This window comes from Salipiger marinus (genome assembly GCF_900100085.1).
Classification (GTDB): domain Bacteria; phylum Pseudomonadota; class Alphaproteobacteria; order Rhodobacterales; family Rhodobacteraceae; genus Salipiger; species Salipiger marinus.
The window spans coordinates 111,825-125,486 of the sequence record NZ_FNEJ01000005.1 but is presented as its reverse complement, the minus strand read 5'-3'; the positions used below and the strand labels follow the sequence as shown (position 1 = coordinate 125,486).

The following is a 13,662-nucleotide window of genomic DNA, read 5'->3' as shown; positions in this document are numbered from 1 at the left end:
TCAGAACAGCAGGCCCGGCAGCCAGAGCACCATCCCCGGCCAAGCGATCAGCAGCACCGTGAAGGCAAGCATGAGCGCCACGAAGGGCATCGATCCCCAGATCACGTCCATAATGGATCCCGTGCCTCGGACACCCTGCACGATGTAAAGGTTCATCCCGATCGGGGGCGTGATCAGCCCGGTTTCCATCATCAGCACGAGGAAGATGCCGAACCAGACCGGATCAATGCCCAGATGCACGACGAGCGGGAACACGACGGGCAGCGTGGCGATCATCATCGACAGGGTTTCCATGAAACAGCCCAGCACGAGATAGAACAGGATCAGCAGGAACAGCACCTGAATGGGCCCGGCACCCAGATCGGCCACGACCCCGGTCAGGGTCTGGGGAATGCCCAGCATGCCGATGACGAAGTTGAGGAAATGCGCCCCCACCATGATGAGCAGGATCATCGCCGAGATGCGCACGGTCGCGATCATCGACTCGTGCAGCAGGCTCAGGGTCATCCGGCGCTTGGCAAGCGCCACCAGCAGGGCGCAGCTGACGCCAATCGCGGCGGATTCGGTGGGCGTGGCCCAGCCTCCGTAGATCACCCCCATGACCACGGCAAAGATGGCAAGCGGCGGCAGGATGTCGAGCAGCGCGCGCAGCTTTTCGGCCATGGGCCGCGGCGGCAGGCTTGGCCCCGCCACCCCCGGATTCACCAGCGCGATGGCGGCGATCAGCGCCATGAAGGCCAGCGTCAGCGCGATGCCGGGCACGATCCCCGCCGCAAAGAGCTGACCGATGGAGGTGTTGGTCATGGAGCCGTAGATGATGATGTTGATCGAGGGCGGAATGAGGATGCCCAGCGTCGCCCCGGCGGCAATGGTCCCCGCCGTCAGCCGCTCGTCATACTTCCGTTCGGACAGGATCGGGATGGCGACATTGCCGATGGTGGCGGCGGTGGCCACGGACGAGCCCGACACCGCCGCGAAAAACGCGCTGGCGCCGATATTGGAATGCAGCAGCCCGCCGGGCAGCCGGCCCATCCAGTCCGAAAGCGCGCGGTAAAGCCCGTCTGCCACGCCGGACCGCACGAGGATCTCGCCCAGAAACACGAAAAGCGGGATGGCGGTTAGGATGAAATCGTTCTGCCCGCTCCAGATCTGGTTGCCGAAGGTCATGAGGATGGGCCAGCCCATCGTGCTCAGCGCGCCGATGAAGGCGGTCAGGAACATCGCCACCGCCACCGGCAGGCCGATCAGCATGAGCCCCAGCATCATCGAAAACCCCAGCAGGGCTTCACCCGGTCCGATCATCGTGCCCCCCGCGCCGTCATCCCGGCCTGTTCCTCGTCAATGACTTCCTTCAGCGCCTTGGGGCCGTAGAAGCGGTTCAGCCTGTCACGGTCGCGGGCAAACAGCAGCGCCGCGTGCAGGAACAGCGCGGTCGAGACCAGCGCAAAGACCGCAAGCCCGAACACCCAGACGCCCTGCGGCATCCAGAGCGGCGTCATCAGCGGCGTCCCCGAAAGCGACCGGAATTCGACGCTTTCCATAAGCGCGACCCAGCCCTGCCACGCCATGAACAGCGCCATCAGCATCGTGCCCAGCGTCGCAAGCAGGTTGAGCACGGACCCGGTGCCCGGCCCGGCGCGTTCGGTCAGAATCTCCACCCGGGTATGCGCCCGCTCCAGCGCGGCCAGCGAAAAGCCGAAAGCACCGATCATCGCCAGCGTATAGCCGCCAAGCTCGTCGCTGCCCTGAAGCGAGATATTGGCAAAGCGCCGCAGCAGCACCTCGACCGTGATGACGAGGGTCAGCAGCAGCAGCGCATATCCCGCCAGCAGCGCAAGCGCCCGCGCGGCGGGTGTCAGCGCCTGAGCGACCCTGTTTTCCTGTGGCATTCAACCTCTCCCGGGTTCGGGTAAAGGCTGTTGCGGGGGGCGCCCGATGCCCCCCGCAACAGCCCGTGACGGCCTGCGGGCCTAGCGGATGGTGAGGCCTGCGGCGGCACCGGCTGTCTCGTTCCAGGTCTCCGAACAGGAGGGATCGACGGCGTTGCAGGTTTCCTTCCACATCGGCAGCACCACGGTTTCCGCGACCTCCTTGATCCGGTCCCGGTCCTCTGCGCCGATCTCGACCAGCGTCATGTCGAAGGCCTTGTGATCGGTGCAGCTGTCGGCGCCGGTGTTGCAGGCCACCGCATCCTCATTGGCCGAAACCGCAAGATCCCAGAGCTGGTCTTCAAGCGTCTGGAATTCCGCCTCAAGCGCGGCCTGCTCCTCGGCGGAGAATCCGTTCCACGTGTCCAGATTGATGAAATGGCCCTGCACCGACCCGGAAACCGACAGCGGCAGCTGGTGGGTCGTCACCTCGGGCCAGTTTCCGGTATTGCCGGAGGTGGGGGAGGTCACGCCGCAGCTGACCACGCCCCGCTGCAGCGCCGGATAGACTTCGGAGAACTGCAGGGTGACCGGAGTGGCGCCGAGCGATTCCAGCATCGCCGACATGGAGGGCGTGAAGCTGCGCACTTTCTTGCCCGCCAGATCCGCCAGCGTCTCGATCGGCTCGTTGCAGTAGAACACCTGCGGCCCGAACGGCCAGAGCGTCAGCGCCTTGGCATTGAACTTCTCCTGCAGGCGCTGGTCGAAGGAGGAGCGATAGGCCTCGACCACGGTGCGCAGCGCGCCCATGTCGGTGGCGACGCCGATCAGGTCGATGCCTTCGAAGAACGGGTCATCCCGGGAGGCCATGCCGATCTGCACCGACATCACGTCGAAGGCGCCGCTGCGCAGCAGGCGCAGCGCGTCGGGGGCCTTTACCCCCACCACGTCCATCGGGTTGTAGTTCATCCCGATCTCGACCCCGGCCGCCTCGCCGAGCCCGTCAAAAAAGGCCTGCTCGATGGCGACCTGCTTGGTGTTCTGGGAAAAATTGCCCGCGACGCGGAGTGTGTCCTGAGCGGCCGCGAGGGCCGGAAGACCGACCAGAGCGGTCGAGATCAGGGCGGCGGTAAGAGATTTGCGCATGATGCTCCCCATGGATTGTATTCATTATCTTCTGGATGAAGGCTTTCAGAAGCCGCGCGCTGCGATCAATGCAAAAGCCCGGTCAGGGCGTGAGGTTTCTGCAAATGCTGAAGGTATGGTGAAAAAATAGGCGGAAATCGCCCATATATGGCGAAAAATCAGCCTGATCCTGACGTTTTCTGCGGTCAGGCACAGTTCTGGTTGCAGCCACAGGATGATTCTTGCCAAGAGGTGAAGCCATAGGGGAGTCGCCGAAAATGAATGCAGTTCCCCAAAGTGACGCATCAAATGGACTCTCTAATGCAGACACGCGATTCTTCCGGACCCACCCTGATCGGCATGCTGACGCCGTCCTCCAACACGGTGGTCGAACCGTTCACCGCAGCGCTTGCATGGCCGCTGTTTCCACAGGTCTCGGTGCATTTTGGCCGTCTGCGCGTCACTCGGATCGCGCTTGACGAAGGATCGGACCAGCAGTTCGCGATCGAGCCCTTCCTTGCCGCGGCGGATCTGCTGGCGGATGCGCGTGTCGATGTCCTTGCCTGGAATGGCACCTCGGCAAGCTGGCTTGGCTTTGACAGCGATGCGCGGCTCTGCGCGGCGCTGACCGAACGCACCGGCGCCCGGGCCACCAGTGCTGTGCAAAGCCTCAACCGGCTGCTCGGCACGTTCGGCGTGCGCCGTCTGGGGCTCGTGACGCCCTATACACCGGACGTGCAGGCGCGCATCATCGCGAATTACGCCGACATCGGCATAGAAACGGTGGCGGAGCGGCACAGCAACCGGTCGGACAATTTTTCCTTCGCCGAGGTCGATGAGGCCGAGATTGCCCGCATGTGCCGCGAGGTGGCCGAGGCCCGGCCCGATGCCATCGTCATCCTCTGTACCAATATGCGCGGCCCGTTTGTTGCCGCCGCGCTCGAACGCGAATTGGGCCTGCCGGTGCTTGATTCCGTGGCCTTCACGCTTTGGGGATGTCTGAAAGAGGCGGAAGTGGACATGGCGCCGCTCGCCGATTTCGGCATGATGTTCGCGAAGTGAGACCAGAAGGGCAGGGACAGGCGGCATGACCGACATGGAGAGCTGGACGGCGGCACCCGAGGATGCAGACACCCAGATGTCGCTGCACGAGACCCTCGTGGCCCGGTTGCGCCAGCTGATGATCGAGGGGCCGCTGGCCAGCGGCCAGCGCATCCCCGAGGCCGAGCTCTGCCGCCGTTTCGGCGTGTCTCGCACTCCCCTGCGCGAGGCGCTGAAGGTGCTTGCGGCGCAGGGCTTCGTCCTGCTCCGCCCCAATCGTGGCGCCATCGTCGCCCCCGTGGACCCGGCACAGATCGGGCCGATTTTCGAACTGAAGGGCGCGCTCGAGCGGCTGATTGGCCTGACGGCGGCGGAGCGGGTCACGCCTGCTGATCTTGATGCGCTGGCAGCGCTGCATCTTGACCTTGATGCCGCAGTCCGGCGCAGCGCGATCGAGGATTACACCCGCCTCAATTACGCCTTCCACAAGGCGCTGGCCCGCATCTCCGGCAATGCGCTGCTCTGTGAAAGCTACGAGACGCTGCAGCAGAAGATCTGGCGCTACCGCTTTCTGGTGAACGAAGATTTCTCGCGCGTGGCCGAATCCTTTGCCGAGCACGAGCAGATCATGATCGCGCTGCGGGCGCGCACCCCGCTCGATCTTGCCGCCCGGCTGGAGGCGCATAACCAGCGCACCTGCGACGCGATGATTGAGGCGGCGCGGAAGACGCTTGCGGATAGTGGCGCGCCCGAACGATAGGGCGCGCCTTGATCCGTGGTGGTCAGCCTCGGGTCTTCCGCTCTGTCGCGCTATGCGGGCGGGGTCTGCGCCTCGTCCTTGCGGGTCTTCCACAGGGAATAGACCACGCCTGCGGTGAGGATCGCGAAAGTGATGCCCAGCGACCAGACCGGCGGGAATTTCTCCCAGCCCATGAGATCGGCCACGAAGATCTTCGAGCCGATGAAGACCAGCAGCACCGACAGGGCATATTTCAGATAGGCAAAGCGCCGCAGGATTGCCGACAGCGCAAAATAGAGTGCGCGCAGGCCGAGGATGGCGAAGATGTTCGAGGTATAGACGATGTAGGGATCGGTGGTGATGGTGAAGACGGCGGGCACCGAATCCACGGCAAAGACCACATCGGCAAGCTCGATCACGATCAGCGCCAGCAGCAGCGGCGTGGCATAGCGCAGGGTCTTGCCGCTGACCGGATCGGTCTTTCTGACCACGAAATCATGGCCATGGATCTCGTCCGTGACCCGCATCCGCCGCTTGAGAAAGCGCACGAGCGGGTTGGTGGCCAGATCGTGCTCTTCCTCCTCGCCGCTCCGCAGCATCTTGATCCCGGTGAAGATCAGGAAGGCCGCGAAGATGTAAAGGATCCAGTGATACTGCTCGACCAGCGTGGCGCCGATCCCGATCATGATGCCGCGCAGCACGATCACGCCAAGGATGCCCCAGAACAGGACGCGATGCTGGTAAGCGGCGGGAATGGCGAAGAAGCCGAAGATCAGCGCGATGACGAAGATGTTGTCCAGCGCCAGCGTCTTTTCGACGACGAAGGCCGTCAGATACTGCGCCGCGGGCTCCGTGCCCATCTGCCACCAGACAAAGCCCGAGAAGGCGACGCCCAAGGTGATGTAGAAGGCCGATGTCCGCAGGCTTTCGGCAACGCCGATGACATGGTCATCGCGGTGCAGCACGCCAAGATCAAGCACCAGCAGGCCGATCACAAGCGCGAGGAAGGTGAGCCACATCCAGAGCGGCTGGCCAAGAAACAGGGTTAGGAGGATATCCACGTCAGACCTCTTCGGAACAGTTGGGCTCGAGGTCTGCGGGGGCGTTTACGGTCCGGGCACAACATCGAGCACACTCGATGCGGTCCGACATCACGAGACGTCAGTGTCTCGCCAGAGGGGCCCGGCCCGCAGCCGCCAAACTGGCCCCCGCAGCCCCGGAATGCAAGCCGCCGCAGCGGATATTTTTGCAAAGGCGTGGTGGTTCGGGGAAGACGCGACGGCCTCCCCTTCCGCCCAAGACCACCGGACCCGGTGGAGATGCGGTGCCGGGCCAGTTCCGCCGCCTTAGCGCGTGAGGCCCCAGAAATTCGCGATGTGGCGGGTGGAGGAGATGCCGACATCCAGCATGTATTTGCTTTCCTGCCCAAGACCTTCGTCGCCCTTTGCGCAGATCGGGGTGCCGTGGCCCATATCCTCGATGATGTATTCCTCGATCACCACCCGCCCGCGCGGATCACACCAGATCCGCCGCGCGGCGCCGTCGACCGTTTCGATCCGGGTCGGGGTTTCCGCAACCTTGTGGATCCTTTTCCACTGCCCGACGATCCGGTCGGCATTGGATCTGTCGACGGTCTCGTCGCTGCCGCCATGCCAGACAGAGATCGTGGGCCAGCGGCCGGTAAATCTCGAGGCGCCGCGGACCAGCGCGTGGAGCTTGCGGTCCGACGGGCTGCCAAAGCCTTTCATGCGGAAAAACGCCTGCATCAGGCTGTCCGCGCTGCGATAGGGGAGCCCGGCGATGATCGCGCCGCCCGCAAACACCTCTGGATAGGTCGCCAGCATCACGGAGGTCATGGCCCCGCCCGAAGACAGGCCGGTGATGAAGATGCGCGCCGGGTCGATGGCGTGATCCTTGGCCACCTGCCGGATCATCTGCCGGATCGACAGCGGTTCGCCGCCGCCGCGCCGGTTGTGCCGCGACTTGAACCAGTTGAAGCTGCCGATGGCGTTGTTGGTTTTCCGCTGCTCTGGAAACAGCAGCGCCACCCCGGCTTCGTCGGCAAGAGCCGACCAGCCGGAGCCCACGTCATAGGATTCGGCGGTCTGGGTGCTGCCATGCAGCACGACGACCAGAGGACCGTTTTTCGGAAAGCCCTTCGGGATATAGGTCTTTGCCGCCAGCGAGCCGGGATCGGTCCCGAATCCGTCAAGGACGGTCAGGTGATCGCGGAGGTCCGATTGTTGAGGAAGAGACTGATTTTGCATTGAATTTGGCTCCGTCGCGACACCCTTCGGGGTCAACGCCAAGTAATCCTCCCTGCATCCAAGGTAATGCTGCGATGCAGCAAGACCAGTGCGGCGGATGCCAGAACCGGATCTTACCTTGCGGCAGTCCTGCCTGCGGGGGCCGCCGCATGCCCGCCCGGCCCTGATGCATATCAGTGCGCGGGTCTGGTCATGAGCCTAGGCTCGGGCCTTCCCTGTGCGACAGGCGCGCAGCATCAGCCGAAAGGAGCCCCCATGCCCGCTGTGCTGTCCGAAGGGCGGGTTCATGCCGTGCGGGGTGCTGTCATCGATGTGCGCTTTGACGCGGGCACCCTGCCTGCGCTGAACGAGGCGCTGACCGTCGCATGGGACCGTCCCGAAACCCTGACGCTGGAGGTTCAGGGGCACCTTGACCTGACCACGCTGCGGGCGGTCGCGCTGCAGGCGACGGCGGGTCTGGCGCGGGGCGTCACCGTGCGCGCCACCGGCGGCCCCGTCACCGTGCCGGTGGGCGAGGCGGTTCTGGGGCGGCTGCTGGATGTCACGGGGGGCGTGCGCGACCTTGGAGAGCCGCTGCCCGCGGCCACGCCGCGCCGGTCGATCCATGCCGCGCCGCCACCGCTTGCCGCGCAGGCCACCACGACCGACCTGTTCGAGACGGGCATCAAGGTGATCGACCTGCTGACCCCCATGGCGCAGGGCGGCAAGGCCGCGATGTTCGGCGGCGCGGGCGTGGGCAAGACGGTGCTGGTGATGGAGCTAATCCACGCCATGGTCGAGAAATATCAGGGCATCTCGGTCTTTGCGGGCATCGGCGAGCGGTCGCGCGAGGGGCATGAACTGCTGACCGAGATGGCGGAATCCGGCGTCCTGCCCCGCACGGTGCTGGTCTATGGCCAGATGAACGAACCCCCCGGCGCGCGCTGGCGCGCGCCGCTGACCGCGCTGACCATTTCGGAATATTTCCGCGACACGAAACACCAGAACGTGCTGCTGCTGATGGACAACGTGTTTCGCTTCGTTCAGGCCGGGGCGGAGGTGTCGAGCCTTCTGGGCCGACTGCCCTCGCGCGTGGGGTATCAGCCGACGCTGGCCACCGAAGTGGCGCGGCTGCAGGAACGCATCGCCTCGGTCGCGGGGGCGGCGGTGACCTCCATTCAGGCGGTCTATGTGCCTGCCGACGATTTCACCGATCCGGCCGTGACCACGATTTCCGGGCATATGGACTGCGTGATCGTGCTGAGCCGCAGCTTGGCGGGGCAGGGGGTCTATCCGGCGGTTGATCCACTGGCATCCTCGTCCACTCTGCTGGATCCGGCTGTGGTGGGAGAGGATCATTACCGGACCGCAGGCGAGGTGCGCGAGATGCTGGCGCGGTTTGCCGAACTGCAGGACATCATCTCGCTGCTGGGGGTGGATGAACTGGGCAGTGCGGATCGCAGCGTCGTCACCCGCGCCCGGCGCCTGCAGCGTTTCCTGAGCCAGCCTTTTGCGGTGACCGAAGCCTTTACCGGCACGCCGGGCCAGTCCGTTGCCCGCGCCGACACGCTGGCCGGGTGTCGCGCCATTCTGGAGGGTGAGACGGACGCATGGGCGGAAACCTCGCTTTACATGGTGGGCACGCTCGCCGATGCGCGCGCGAAAGAGCAGGCCGCGCCATGAGCCGCCCCATGTCCCTGCGCATCCTGACCCCGCTTGCGATCATCGTCGACCAGCCGGTGCAGAGCCTGCGCGCCATGGATGCCAGCGGCAGCTTCGGGATCCTGCCCGGACATGCCGATTTCCTGACCCGGCTTGCGGTCTCGGTCGTCTCCTGGACCACGCCCGAGGGGGGCGCCCGGTTCTGCGCCGTGCGGGGCGGGGCGCTGACCGTGCGCGCGGGCAACGTTGCCATCGCCACGCGCGAGGCGGTGACGGGCGACGATCTGGCAACACTGGACCGCGAGGTGCTGGCCCGCTTCCGCGCCGAGCTGGACGAAGAGCGGATCGAGCATGTGGAAACCACCCGCCTGCAGCTGACCGCCATGCGGCGGATGCTGGCGCGGCTGCAGCCGAAACCAAGGGGGGCTGGGGCATGAGCGACCCGCAGGACACTGACCCGCTGCTTCGCGAAGTGCGCAGACATCAGGCGCGGCGCGCGGCTTGGCTGCGGGATGGCGATGCCTCGGTCGGGCGGCGTCTGGCGCAGATCGGCGTGCTGGGCTGGATCATCGTGGCGCCGATGCTGGGCGGCATCGCCTTGGGCCGCTGGCTGGACGGGCGGTTCGGCACGGATCTGTTCTGGACGGCGCCGCTGCTGCTGGTGGGGCTTGGGCTAGGCGGCTGGGGCGCGTGGCGCTGGATGGGCAGCGCATGACCGATCTGGCGATCCTTGGGCTTTGGCTGGCGGGCGGTGCCGTGGGCGGCCTGATCTATTTCCGCATGGTGCGGCAGAGTGCCGGGCTGCTGCTGTCGGGGCGGCGCGGCGCACCGCTGCTTGGCGGCGCGCTGGTGCTGCTGCGCATGGCCGGGATTGGCGGCGGGTTGTTCCTGGCCGCGATGCAGGGCGCCGGGCCGCTGCTGGCCGCCGCGCTTGGCCTGCTTCTGGGGCGTCATGCCGTGATGCGGCGGGCCGCGTGATGGAAAGCCCGCTGGAATCGCTGCCGCTGGTCATGCTGGGCCCGGTGCCGATCATGGCCTCGGTCGTGGTGACATGGGCCATCATGGCGCTGCTTGTGCTGGGGGCCGCCCTGCTGGCCCGCCGCCTGCGGCTTGTGCCGTCGCGGGTGCAGACCGCTGCGGAACTGCTGGTCGGCACGGTCGACAGCCAGATCCGCGACGTGACCGGTGCGCCCCCGGCGCCCTACCGGGCCTTTGTCGGCACGCTGTTCCTGTTCATCCTGATGGCCAACTGGGCCTCGCTGATCCCCGGCATCACCCCGCCCACCGCCACCATGGAAACGCCCGCGGCCCTTGCGGCGCTGGTGTTTGTTGCGATCATCCATTTCGGCATCAGGGGCGGGGGGCTGCGCGGCTTCCTGCGCGGCTTTGCCCGGCCCAACCCGGTGATGATCCCGCTCAACATGCTGGAAAGCCTGACCCGCAGCGTGTCGATGTTCGTGCGGCTTTTCGGCAACGTGATGAGCGGGGTCTTTGTCATCGCCATCGTCGGATCGCTGGCCGCGCTTCTGGTGCCGATCCCGCTCATGGTGCTCGATCTGCTGACCGGCGCCGTGCAGGCCTACATCTTTGCCGTGCTGTCGATGGTGTTCATCACGTCCGCCGTCGAAAAGGGCCAACCCGAACCCAAGGACATCTGAATGGAATATGTGAACATCGTCAGCATCGTCAGCATCGTCTGCGCCGCCTTTGCGGTGTCCTTCGGCGCGCTTGGCCCCGCGCTTGCCGAAGGCCGCGCGGTTGCCGCCGCGATGGATGCCATCGCCCGGCAGCCCGAAGCCGCCAACACCATCTCGCGCACGCTGTTCGTGGGGCTCGCCATGATCGAGACCACGGCGATCTACTGCCTTGTCGTCGCACTTCTGCTGCTTTTCGCCAATCCGATGATGCCATGACCTTTGATGTCTGGACGCTGGGATTTCAGGCGGTCAACGTGCTGGTTCTGGTCTGGCTGCTGCACCGGCTGTTCTGGACGCCGGTTGCCGCCATGATCGCCGCGCGTCAGGCCGCCGCCGCGACGCTGCTGGACGAGGCCGGGGCAAAGCGCGCCGAGGCGGAGGCGGCGCTGGCCGGGATCGCCGCGACGCGGGCGGGGCTTGCCGCAGAGCGTGACGCGATGCTGGACCGCGCCCGCCAAGATGCGGCGGCGGCGCGCGAGACCCTGCTGGCCGAGGCGCGGACCGAGGCGGAAGCCCTGCACGACACCGCCAAGGCGGCCCGCATCCGCGCCGCCGCAACGCTGAAGGCCCATGCGATGGACGAGGCACAGATGCTTGCGGTGACCATCGCCGGTCGGCTTGTGGCGCGGCTTGACGGTCCGGCGACGGAGGCGGCCTTTCTGGGCTGGCTGGTGCAGGGTCTGGCCGCGCTCTCTGGACCCGAGCGTGCCGCACTTGCCGCCGAGGATCTGGAACTGGTCAGCGCAACCGAACAGGACATCCCCGCGCAGGAGCGGATCAGGGCCGCACTTGCCACCGTGTTCGGCGCGCCGGTGGTCTTTGCCCTGCGCACCGATCCTGCGCTGATCGCGGGGCTGGAACTGCACGCGCCGCATTTCAGCCTGCGCAATTCGTGGCGGGCCGATCTGGCCCGGATCGCGGCAGCGCTTGGCGAAACGGATGGTCTGTCCGATGCCGCATGAGGCCCACTGGCTGACAGAGGCCACCGCGCGCGTGCAGGCCACCGGTCTGGGCCCCGCCGCCGAACACCGGGGCCGGGTCGAGGAGATTGCCGATGGTGTGGCGATGATCTCCGGCCTGCCGCAGGTGCGCCTTGACGAACTGCTGCGCTTTGACTCCGGCGCAGTCGGCTTTGCGCAGGTGCTGGAACCCGACCGGATCGGCTGCGTGCTGCTGGAGGCCGCAGCGGCGCCACAGGCCGGGGATGCCGTGCGGGGCACGGGGGATGTGGTCCGCGTGCCGGTCGGCCCCGGCCTGCTGGGCCGCATCGTCGATCCGCTGGGCCGTCCGCTGGACGGGCGCGGGCCGGTGGTGGCCGAGGCAAGCCTGCCGGTCGAACGCGAGGCCCCCGGCATCATCGAGCGGGATCTGGTGGTCCATCCGGTGCAGACCGGGGTGCTGGTGGTCGATACGCTTTTCGCCTTGGGGCGGGGGCAGCGCGAACTGATCATCGGGGATCCGGCCACCGGCAAGACGACGCTGGCTCTTGATACCATCATCGCACAGCGCGACAGCGACCTGATCTGCGTCTATGTCGCCGTGGGGCAGAAAACCTCTGCCGTGCGCCGGGCGGTGGATGCGCTGATGACCCATGCCGCCTTTGACCGCTGCATCGTCGTGGTGGCCGGGCCCGCGACCCCGCCGGGCCTGCAATGGATCGCGCCTTTTGCGGGCATGACCATGGCCGAGCATTTCCGCGACAGCGGCCAGCACGCCCTGATCGTGATCGATGACCTGACCAAACACGCGGCCACCCACCGCGAAATCGCGCTGCTGACCCGGCAGTCGCCGGGGCGCGAGGCCTATCCGGGCGATGTGTTCTACGTGCATGCGCGGCTGCTGGAACGCGCGGCGAAGCTGTCGCAGGCCAAGGGCGGCGGCTCGCTCACCGCCCTGCCGATTGCCCAGACCGAGGCGGGGAACCTTTCGGCCTATATCCCCACCAACCTGATCTCGATCACCGACGGGCAGATCGTGCTGGGCGCGGCGCTGTTTCAGGAGGGGCAGAAACCCGCCGTCGATGTGGGGGTGTCGGTCAGCCGGGTGGGGGGCAAGACGCAGGCGCCCGCGCTGCGCGACGCCGCGACATCGCTGCGGCTGGATTACGCGCAGTTTCTGGAAATGGAGGTGTTCACCCGTTTCGGCGGCACCATCGAACCCCGGGTGCAGGCACAGCTGACGCGGGGGGCCCGGCTGCGCGCGGTGCTGCGCCAGCCCCAGCACGCGCCGATGCGGCTGGACGAGGAAGTGGCGCTGGTGATGGCGGTGCAGGAGGGGCTGCTGGACGGGCTCGCGCCCGAACAGGTCGCCAGCTTCCGCAACCATCTTGCAGCGACGCTGGAGCCGGGTGCCGCCGCGATCCTGCGCAGGATCGCGGCGACCGGCACGCTTGACGGTGCGGACAGGGCGGCGCTGCTTGCCGCGCTGCGCAAGCGCGCCGCCGATGTCTGACGCCGATCTTTTCGCCCGGATCGACGGCATCCGTCAGCTGGGAAGCGTGGTGCGCGCCATGACCGGGATCGCGGGCGCCCGCGCCCGCACCGCCCGCCTGCAGATGGCAGCGGTCGAGATCTATGCCGCCACGCTGCACGACGCGGTGTCGCAGGGTCTGGCGGGGCCCGCTCTGGCGGAGGACAGGCTGACGGCGCGCCCGGCGCTGGTGGTGTTCTGCGCCGAGCAGGGCTTTGTCGGCGGGTTTACCGACCGCGTGCTGGAGGCGCTTGGCGCAGTGCCGCCGGAAACCGACCTGTTCCTGATCGGCAGCCGGGGTGTGGCGATTGCGACGGCGCGCGGCCTGCATCCGGTCTGGTCGGCTGCGATGCCGTCGCGATCCGCCAGCCTGCCCAAATTCGCGGACCGGCTGCTGGCGGCGGTGTTTGCGGACAGCGTGCTGCGCGCGGTGTCGGTGGTTCATGCGGTCTGGGCCCGCGGACAGGTCACGACCGACCGCCGCGTGCTGTTTCCGGCGCCGCGCGCGGAAGGGGGCGCCCCTTGTGCCGCGCCGCTTACCAACCTGCCTGCCGCCGATCTTGCCGCCGCACTCGGGCTTGATCAGCTGCACGCGGCGGTGACCCGGGCGGCCCTGCATGCCTTCGCCGCCGAGAACGAGGCGCGGATGGCCACCATGTCCGCCGCCTCGCGCCAGATCGAGGCCGAACTGGTCGCGCTGGACGCGCTTGCCCGTAGGCAGCGGCAAGAGGCGATCACCGCCGAGATCATCGAAATTGCCTCCGGCGCAGAGACCGGGCGCTAAAGCCTGCCGCGTGTCGTTGCGCGGACCTAAC

General features: G+C 66.8%; 17 protein-coding genes. 12 read left to right on the top strand and 5 right to left on the bottom strand.

Annotation, left to right across the window (positions count from 1 at the left end; translation table 11 throughout):
* From BLR51_RS07175 to BLR51_RS07165, 3 genes are all read right to left on the bottom strand, one after another.
* Nucleotides 1-1,302 carry a TRAP transporter large permease gene (locus BLR51_RS07175; protein WP_089845407.1) on the bottom strand — a complete coding sequence of 434 codons (1,302 nt, stop codon included), beginning with the start codon at nucleotides 1,300-1,302 and terminating at the stop codon, nucleotides 1-3.
* Complete coding sequence (locus BLR51_RS07170) at nucleotides 1,299-1,889, bottom strand: TRAP transporter small permease subunit (protein WP_230795659.1); 591 nt, start codon at nucleotides 1,887-1,889, stop codon at nucleotides 1,299-1,301. The genes BLR51_RS07175 and BLR51_RS07170 overlap by 4 nt, the downstream gene beginning before the upstream one ends.
* An 81-nt stretch (nucleotides 1,890-1,970) precedes the next feature.
* On the bottom strand, nucleotides 1,971-3,014 hold the full coding sequence (locus BLR51_RS07165) for a TRAP transporter substrate-binding protein (protein WP_089845677.1): 1,044 nt from the start codon (nucleotides 3,012-3,014) through the stop codon (nucleotides 1,971-1,973).
* Between BLR51_RS07165 and BLR51_RS28435 the strand changes: the two genes are divergently transcribed.
* The 3 genes from BLR51_RS28435 to BLR51_RS07155 all read left to right on the top strand — a co-directional run bounded on the left by BLR51_RS28435 (nucleotide 3,013) and on the right by BLR51_RS07155 (nucleotide 4,794).
* Nucleotides 3,013-3,144: a hypothetical protein gene (locus tag BLR51_RS28435; RefSeq protein WP_278184853.1), complete on the top strand. Its 132-nt coding sequence runs from the start codon at nucleotides 3,013-3,015 to the stop codon at nucleotides 3,142-3,144. The genes BLR51_RS07165 and BLR51_RS28435 overlap by 2 nt on opposite strands.
* A 170-nt stretch (nucleotides 3,145-3,314) precedes the next feature.
* Nucleotides 3,315-4,055 carry a maleate cis-trans isomerase family protein gene (locus BLR51_RS07160; protein ID WP_089845405.1) on the top strand — a complete coding sequence of 247 codons (741 nt, stop codon included), beginning with the start codon at nucleotides 3,315-3,317 and terminating at the stop codon, nucleotides 4,053-4,055.
* 25 nt (nucleotides 4,056-4,080) lie between these two features.
* Nucleotides 4,081-4,794 carry a GntR family transcriptional regulator gene (locus BLR51_RS07155; protein WP_207543583.1) on the top strand — a complete coding sequence of 238 codons (714 nt, stop codon included), beginning with the start codon at nucleotides 4,081-4,083 and terminating at the stop codon, nucleotides 4,792-4,794.
* Nucleotides 4,795-4,844: 50 nt separating this feature from the next.
* Here BLR51_RS07155 and BLR51_RS07150 read toward each other — a convergent pair whose 3' ends face one another.
* Both BLR51_RS07150 and BLR51_RS07145 read right to left on the bottom strand, forming a co-directional pair.
* Nucleotides 4,845-5,834: a TerC family protein gene (locus tag BLR51_RS07150; RefSeq protein ID WP_089845403.1), complete on the bottom strand. Its 990-nt coding sequence runs from the start codon at nucleotides 5,832-5,834 to the stop codon at nucleotides 4,845-4,847.
* 285 nt (nucleotides 5,835-6,119) lie between these two features.
* On the bottom strand, nucleotides 6,120-7,040 hold the full coding sequence (locus BLR51_RS07145; protein ID WP_089845401.1) for an extracellular catalytic domain type 1 short-chain-length polyhydroxyalkanoate depolymerase: 921 nt from the start codon (nucleotides 7,038-7,040) through the stop codon (nucleotides 6,120-6,122).
* A 255-nt stretch (nucleotides 7,041-7,295) separates the two neighbouring features.
* On the opposite strand from BLR51_RS07145, the gene atpD reads away from it, so the two are divergent.
* The 9 genes from atpD to BLR51_RS07100 are packed head-to-tail and all read left to right on the top strand — an operon-like array spanning nucleotide 7,296 to nucleotide 13,631.
* A complete protein-coding gene (gene atpD / locus BLR51_RS07140; RefSeq protein ID WP_089845399.1) occupies nucleotides 7,296-8,702 on the top strand; it encodes a F0F1 ATP synthase subunit beta in 1,407 nt (468 codons plus the stop codon).
* 8 nt (nucleotides 8,703-8,710) lie between these two features.
* A complete protein-coding gene (locus BLR51_RS07135; RefSeq protein ID WP_089845673.1) occupies nucleotides 8,711-9,118 on the top strand; it encodes a F0F1 ATP synthase subunit epsilon in 408 nt (135 codons plus the stop codon).
* A complete protein-coding gene (locus tag BLR51_RS07130; RefSeq protein ID WP_089845397.1) occupies nucleotides 9,115-9,396 on the top strand; it encodes an AtpZ/AtpI family protein in 282 nt (93 codons plus the stop codon). Before BLR51_RS07135 ends, BLR51_RS07130 begins: the two co-directional genes overlap by 4 nt.
* Entirely contained in the window at nucleotides 9,393-9,659 is a 267-nt protein-coding gene (locus BLR51_RS07125; protein WP_089845395.1) for an N-ATPase subunit AtpR, read from the top strand. The genes BLR51_RS07130 and BLR51_RS07125 overlap by 4 nt, the downstream gene beginning before the upstream one ends.
* Nucleotides 9,659-10,339, top strand: coding sequence for a F0F1 ATP synthase subunit A (locus BLR51_RS07120; protein WP_089845393.1), 681 nt, complete (start codon nucleotides 9,659-9,661; stop codon nucleotides 10,337-10,339). The genes BLR51_RS07125 and BLR51_RS07120 overlap by 1 nt, the downstream gene beginning before the upstream one ends.
* Nucleotides 10,340-10,594 carry a F0F1 ATP synthase subunit C gene (locus tag BLR51_RS07115; protein WP_207543582.1) on the top strand — a complete coding sequence of 85 codons (255 nt, stop codon included), beginning with the start codon at nucleotides 10,340-10,342 and terminating at the stop codon, nucleotides 10,592-10,594.
* The gene (locus tag BLR51_RS07110) at nucleotides 10,591-11,340 is read left to right on the top strand and encodes a F0F1 ATP synthase subunit B family protein (protein WP_089845391.1); all 750 of its coding nucleotides are present in this window, start codon (nucleotides 10,591-10,593) and stop codon (nucleotides 11,338-11,340) included. The genes BLR51_RS07115 and BLR51_RS07110 overlap by 4 nt, the downstream gene beginning before the upstream one ends.
* Nucleotides 11,330-12,829, top strand: coding sequence for a F0F1 ATP synthase subunit alpha (locus BLR51_RS07105; RefSeq protein WP_089845389.1), 1,500 nt, complete (start codon nucleotides 11,330-11,332; stop codon nucleotides 12,827-12,829). Before BLR51_RS07110 ends, BLR51_RS07105 begins: the two co-directional genes overlap by 11 nt.
* On the top strand, nucleotides 12,822-13,631 hold the full coding sequence (locus BLR51_RS07100) for a F0F1 ATP synthase subunit gamma (protein ID WP_089845669.1): 810 nt from the start codon (nucleotides 12,822-12,824) through the stop codon (nucleotides 13,629-13,631). Before BLR51_RS07105 ends, BLR51_RS07100 begins: the two co-directional genes overlap by 8 nt.
* Nucleotides 13,632-13,662: the final 31 nt, after the last annotated feature.

Bases quoted from the DNA above. Each gene is read 5' to 3' on its own strand.
- BLR51_RS07105 (WP_089845389.1), top strand. From the start codon at position 11,330: ATGCCGCATGAGGCCCACTGGCTGACAGAGGCCACCGCGCGCGTGCAG.
- BLR51_RS07160 (WP_089845405.1), top strand. From the start codon at position 3,315: ATGCAGACACGCGATTCTTCCGGACCCACCCTGATCGGCATGCTGACG.
- BLR51_RS28435 (WP_278184853.1), top strand. From the start codon at position 3,013: ATGATGCTCCCCATGGATTGTATTCATTATCTTCTGGATGAAGGCTTT.
- BLR51_RS07100 (WP_089845669.1), top strand. From the start codon at position 12,822: ATGTCTGACGCCGATCTTTTCGCCCGGATCGACGGCATCCGTCAGCTG.
- BLR51_RS07125 (WP_089845395.1), top strand. From the start codon at position 9,393: ATGACCGATCTGGCGATCCTTGGGCTTTGGCTGGCGGGCGGTGCCGTG.
- BLR51_RS07110 (WP_089845391.1), top strand. From the start codon at position 10,591: ATGACCTTTGATGTCTGGACGCTGGGATTTCAGGCGGTCAACGTGCTG.
- BLR51_RS07115 (WP_207543582.1), top strand. From the start codon at position 10,340: ATGGAATATGTGAACATCGTCAGCATCGTCAGCATCGTCTGCGCCGCC.
- BLR51_RS07165 (WP_089845677.1), bottom strand. From the start codon at position 3,014: ATGCGCAAATCTCTTACCGCCGCCCTGATCTCGACCGCTCTGGTCGGT.
- BLR51_RS07135 (WP_089845673.1), top strand. From the start codon at position 8,711: ATGTCCCTGCGCATCCTGACCCCGCTTGCGATCATCGTCGACCAGCCG.
- BLR51_RS07170 (WP_230795659.1), bottom strand. From the start codon at position 1,889: ATGCCACAGGAAAACAGGGTCGCTCAGGCGCTGACACCCGCCGCGCGG.
- BLR51_RS07145 (WP_089845401.1), bottom strand. From the start codon at position 7,040: ATGCAAAATCAGTCTCTTCCTCAACAATCGGACCTCCGCGATCACCTG.
- BLR51_RS07175 (WP_089845407.1), bottom strand. From the start codon at position 1,302: ATGATCGGACCGGGTGAAGCCCTGCTGGGGTTTTCGATGATGCTGGGG.
- BLR51_RS07155 (WP_207543583.1), top strand. From the start codon at position 4,081: ATGACCGACATGGAGAGCTGGACGGCGGCACCCGAGGATGCAGACACC.
- BLR51_RS07130 (WP_089845397.1), top strand. From the start codon at position 9,115: ATGAGCGACCCGCAGGACACTGACCCGCTGCTTCGCGAAGTGCGCAGA.
- BLR51_RS07120 (WP_089845393.1), top strand. From the start codon at position 9,659: ATGGAAAGCCCGCTGGAATCGCTGCCGCTGGTCATGCTGGGCCCGGTG.
- atpD (WP_089845399.1), top strand. From the start codon at position 7,296: ATGCCCGCTGTGCTGTCCGAAGGGCGGGTTCATGCCGTGCGGGGTGCT.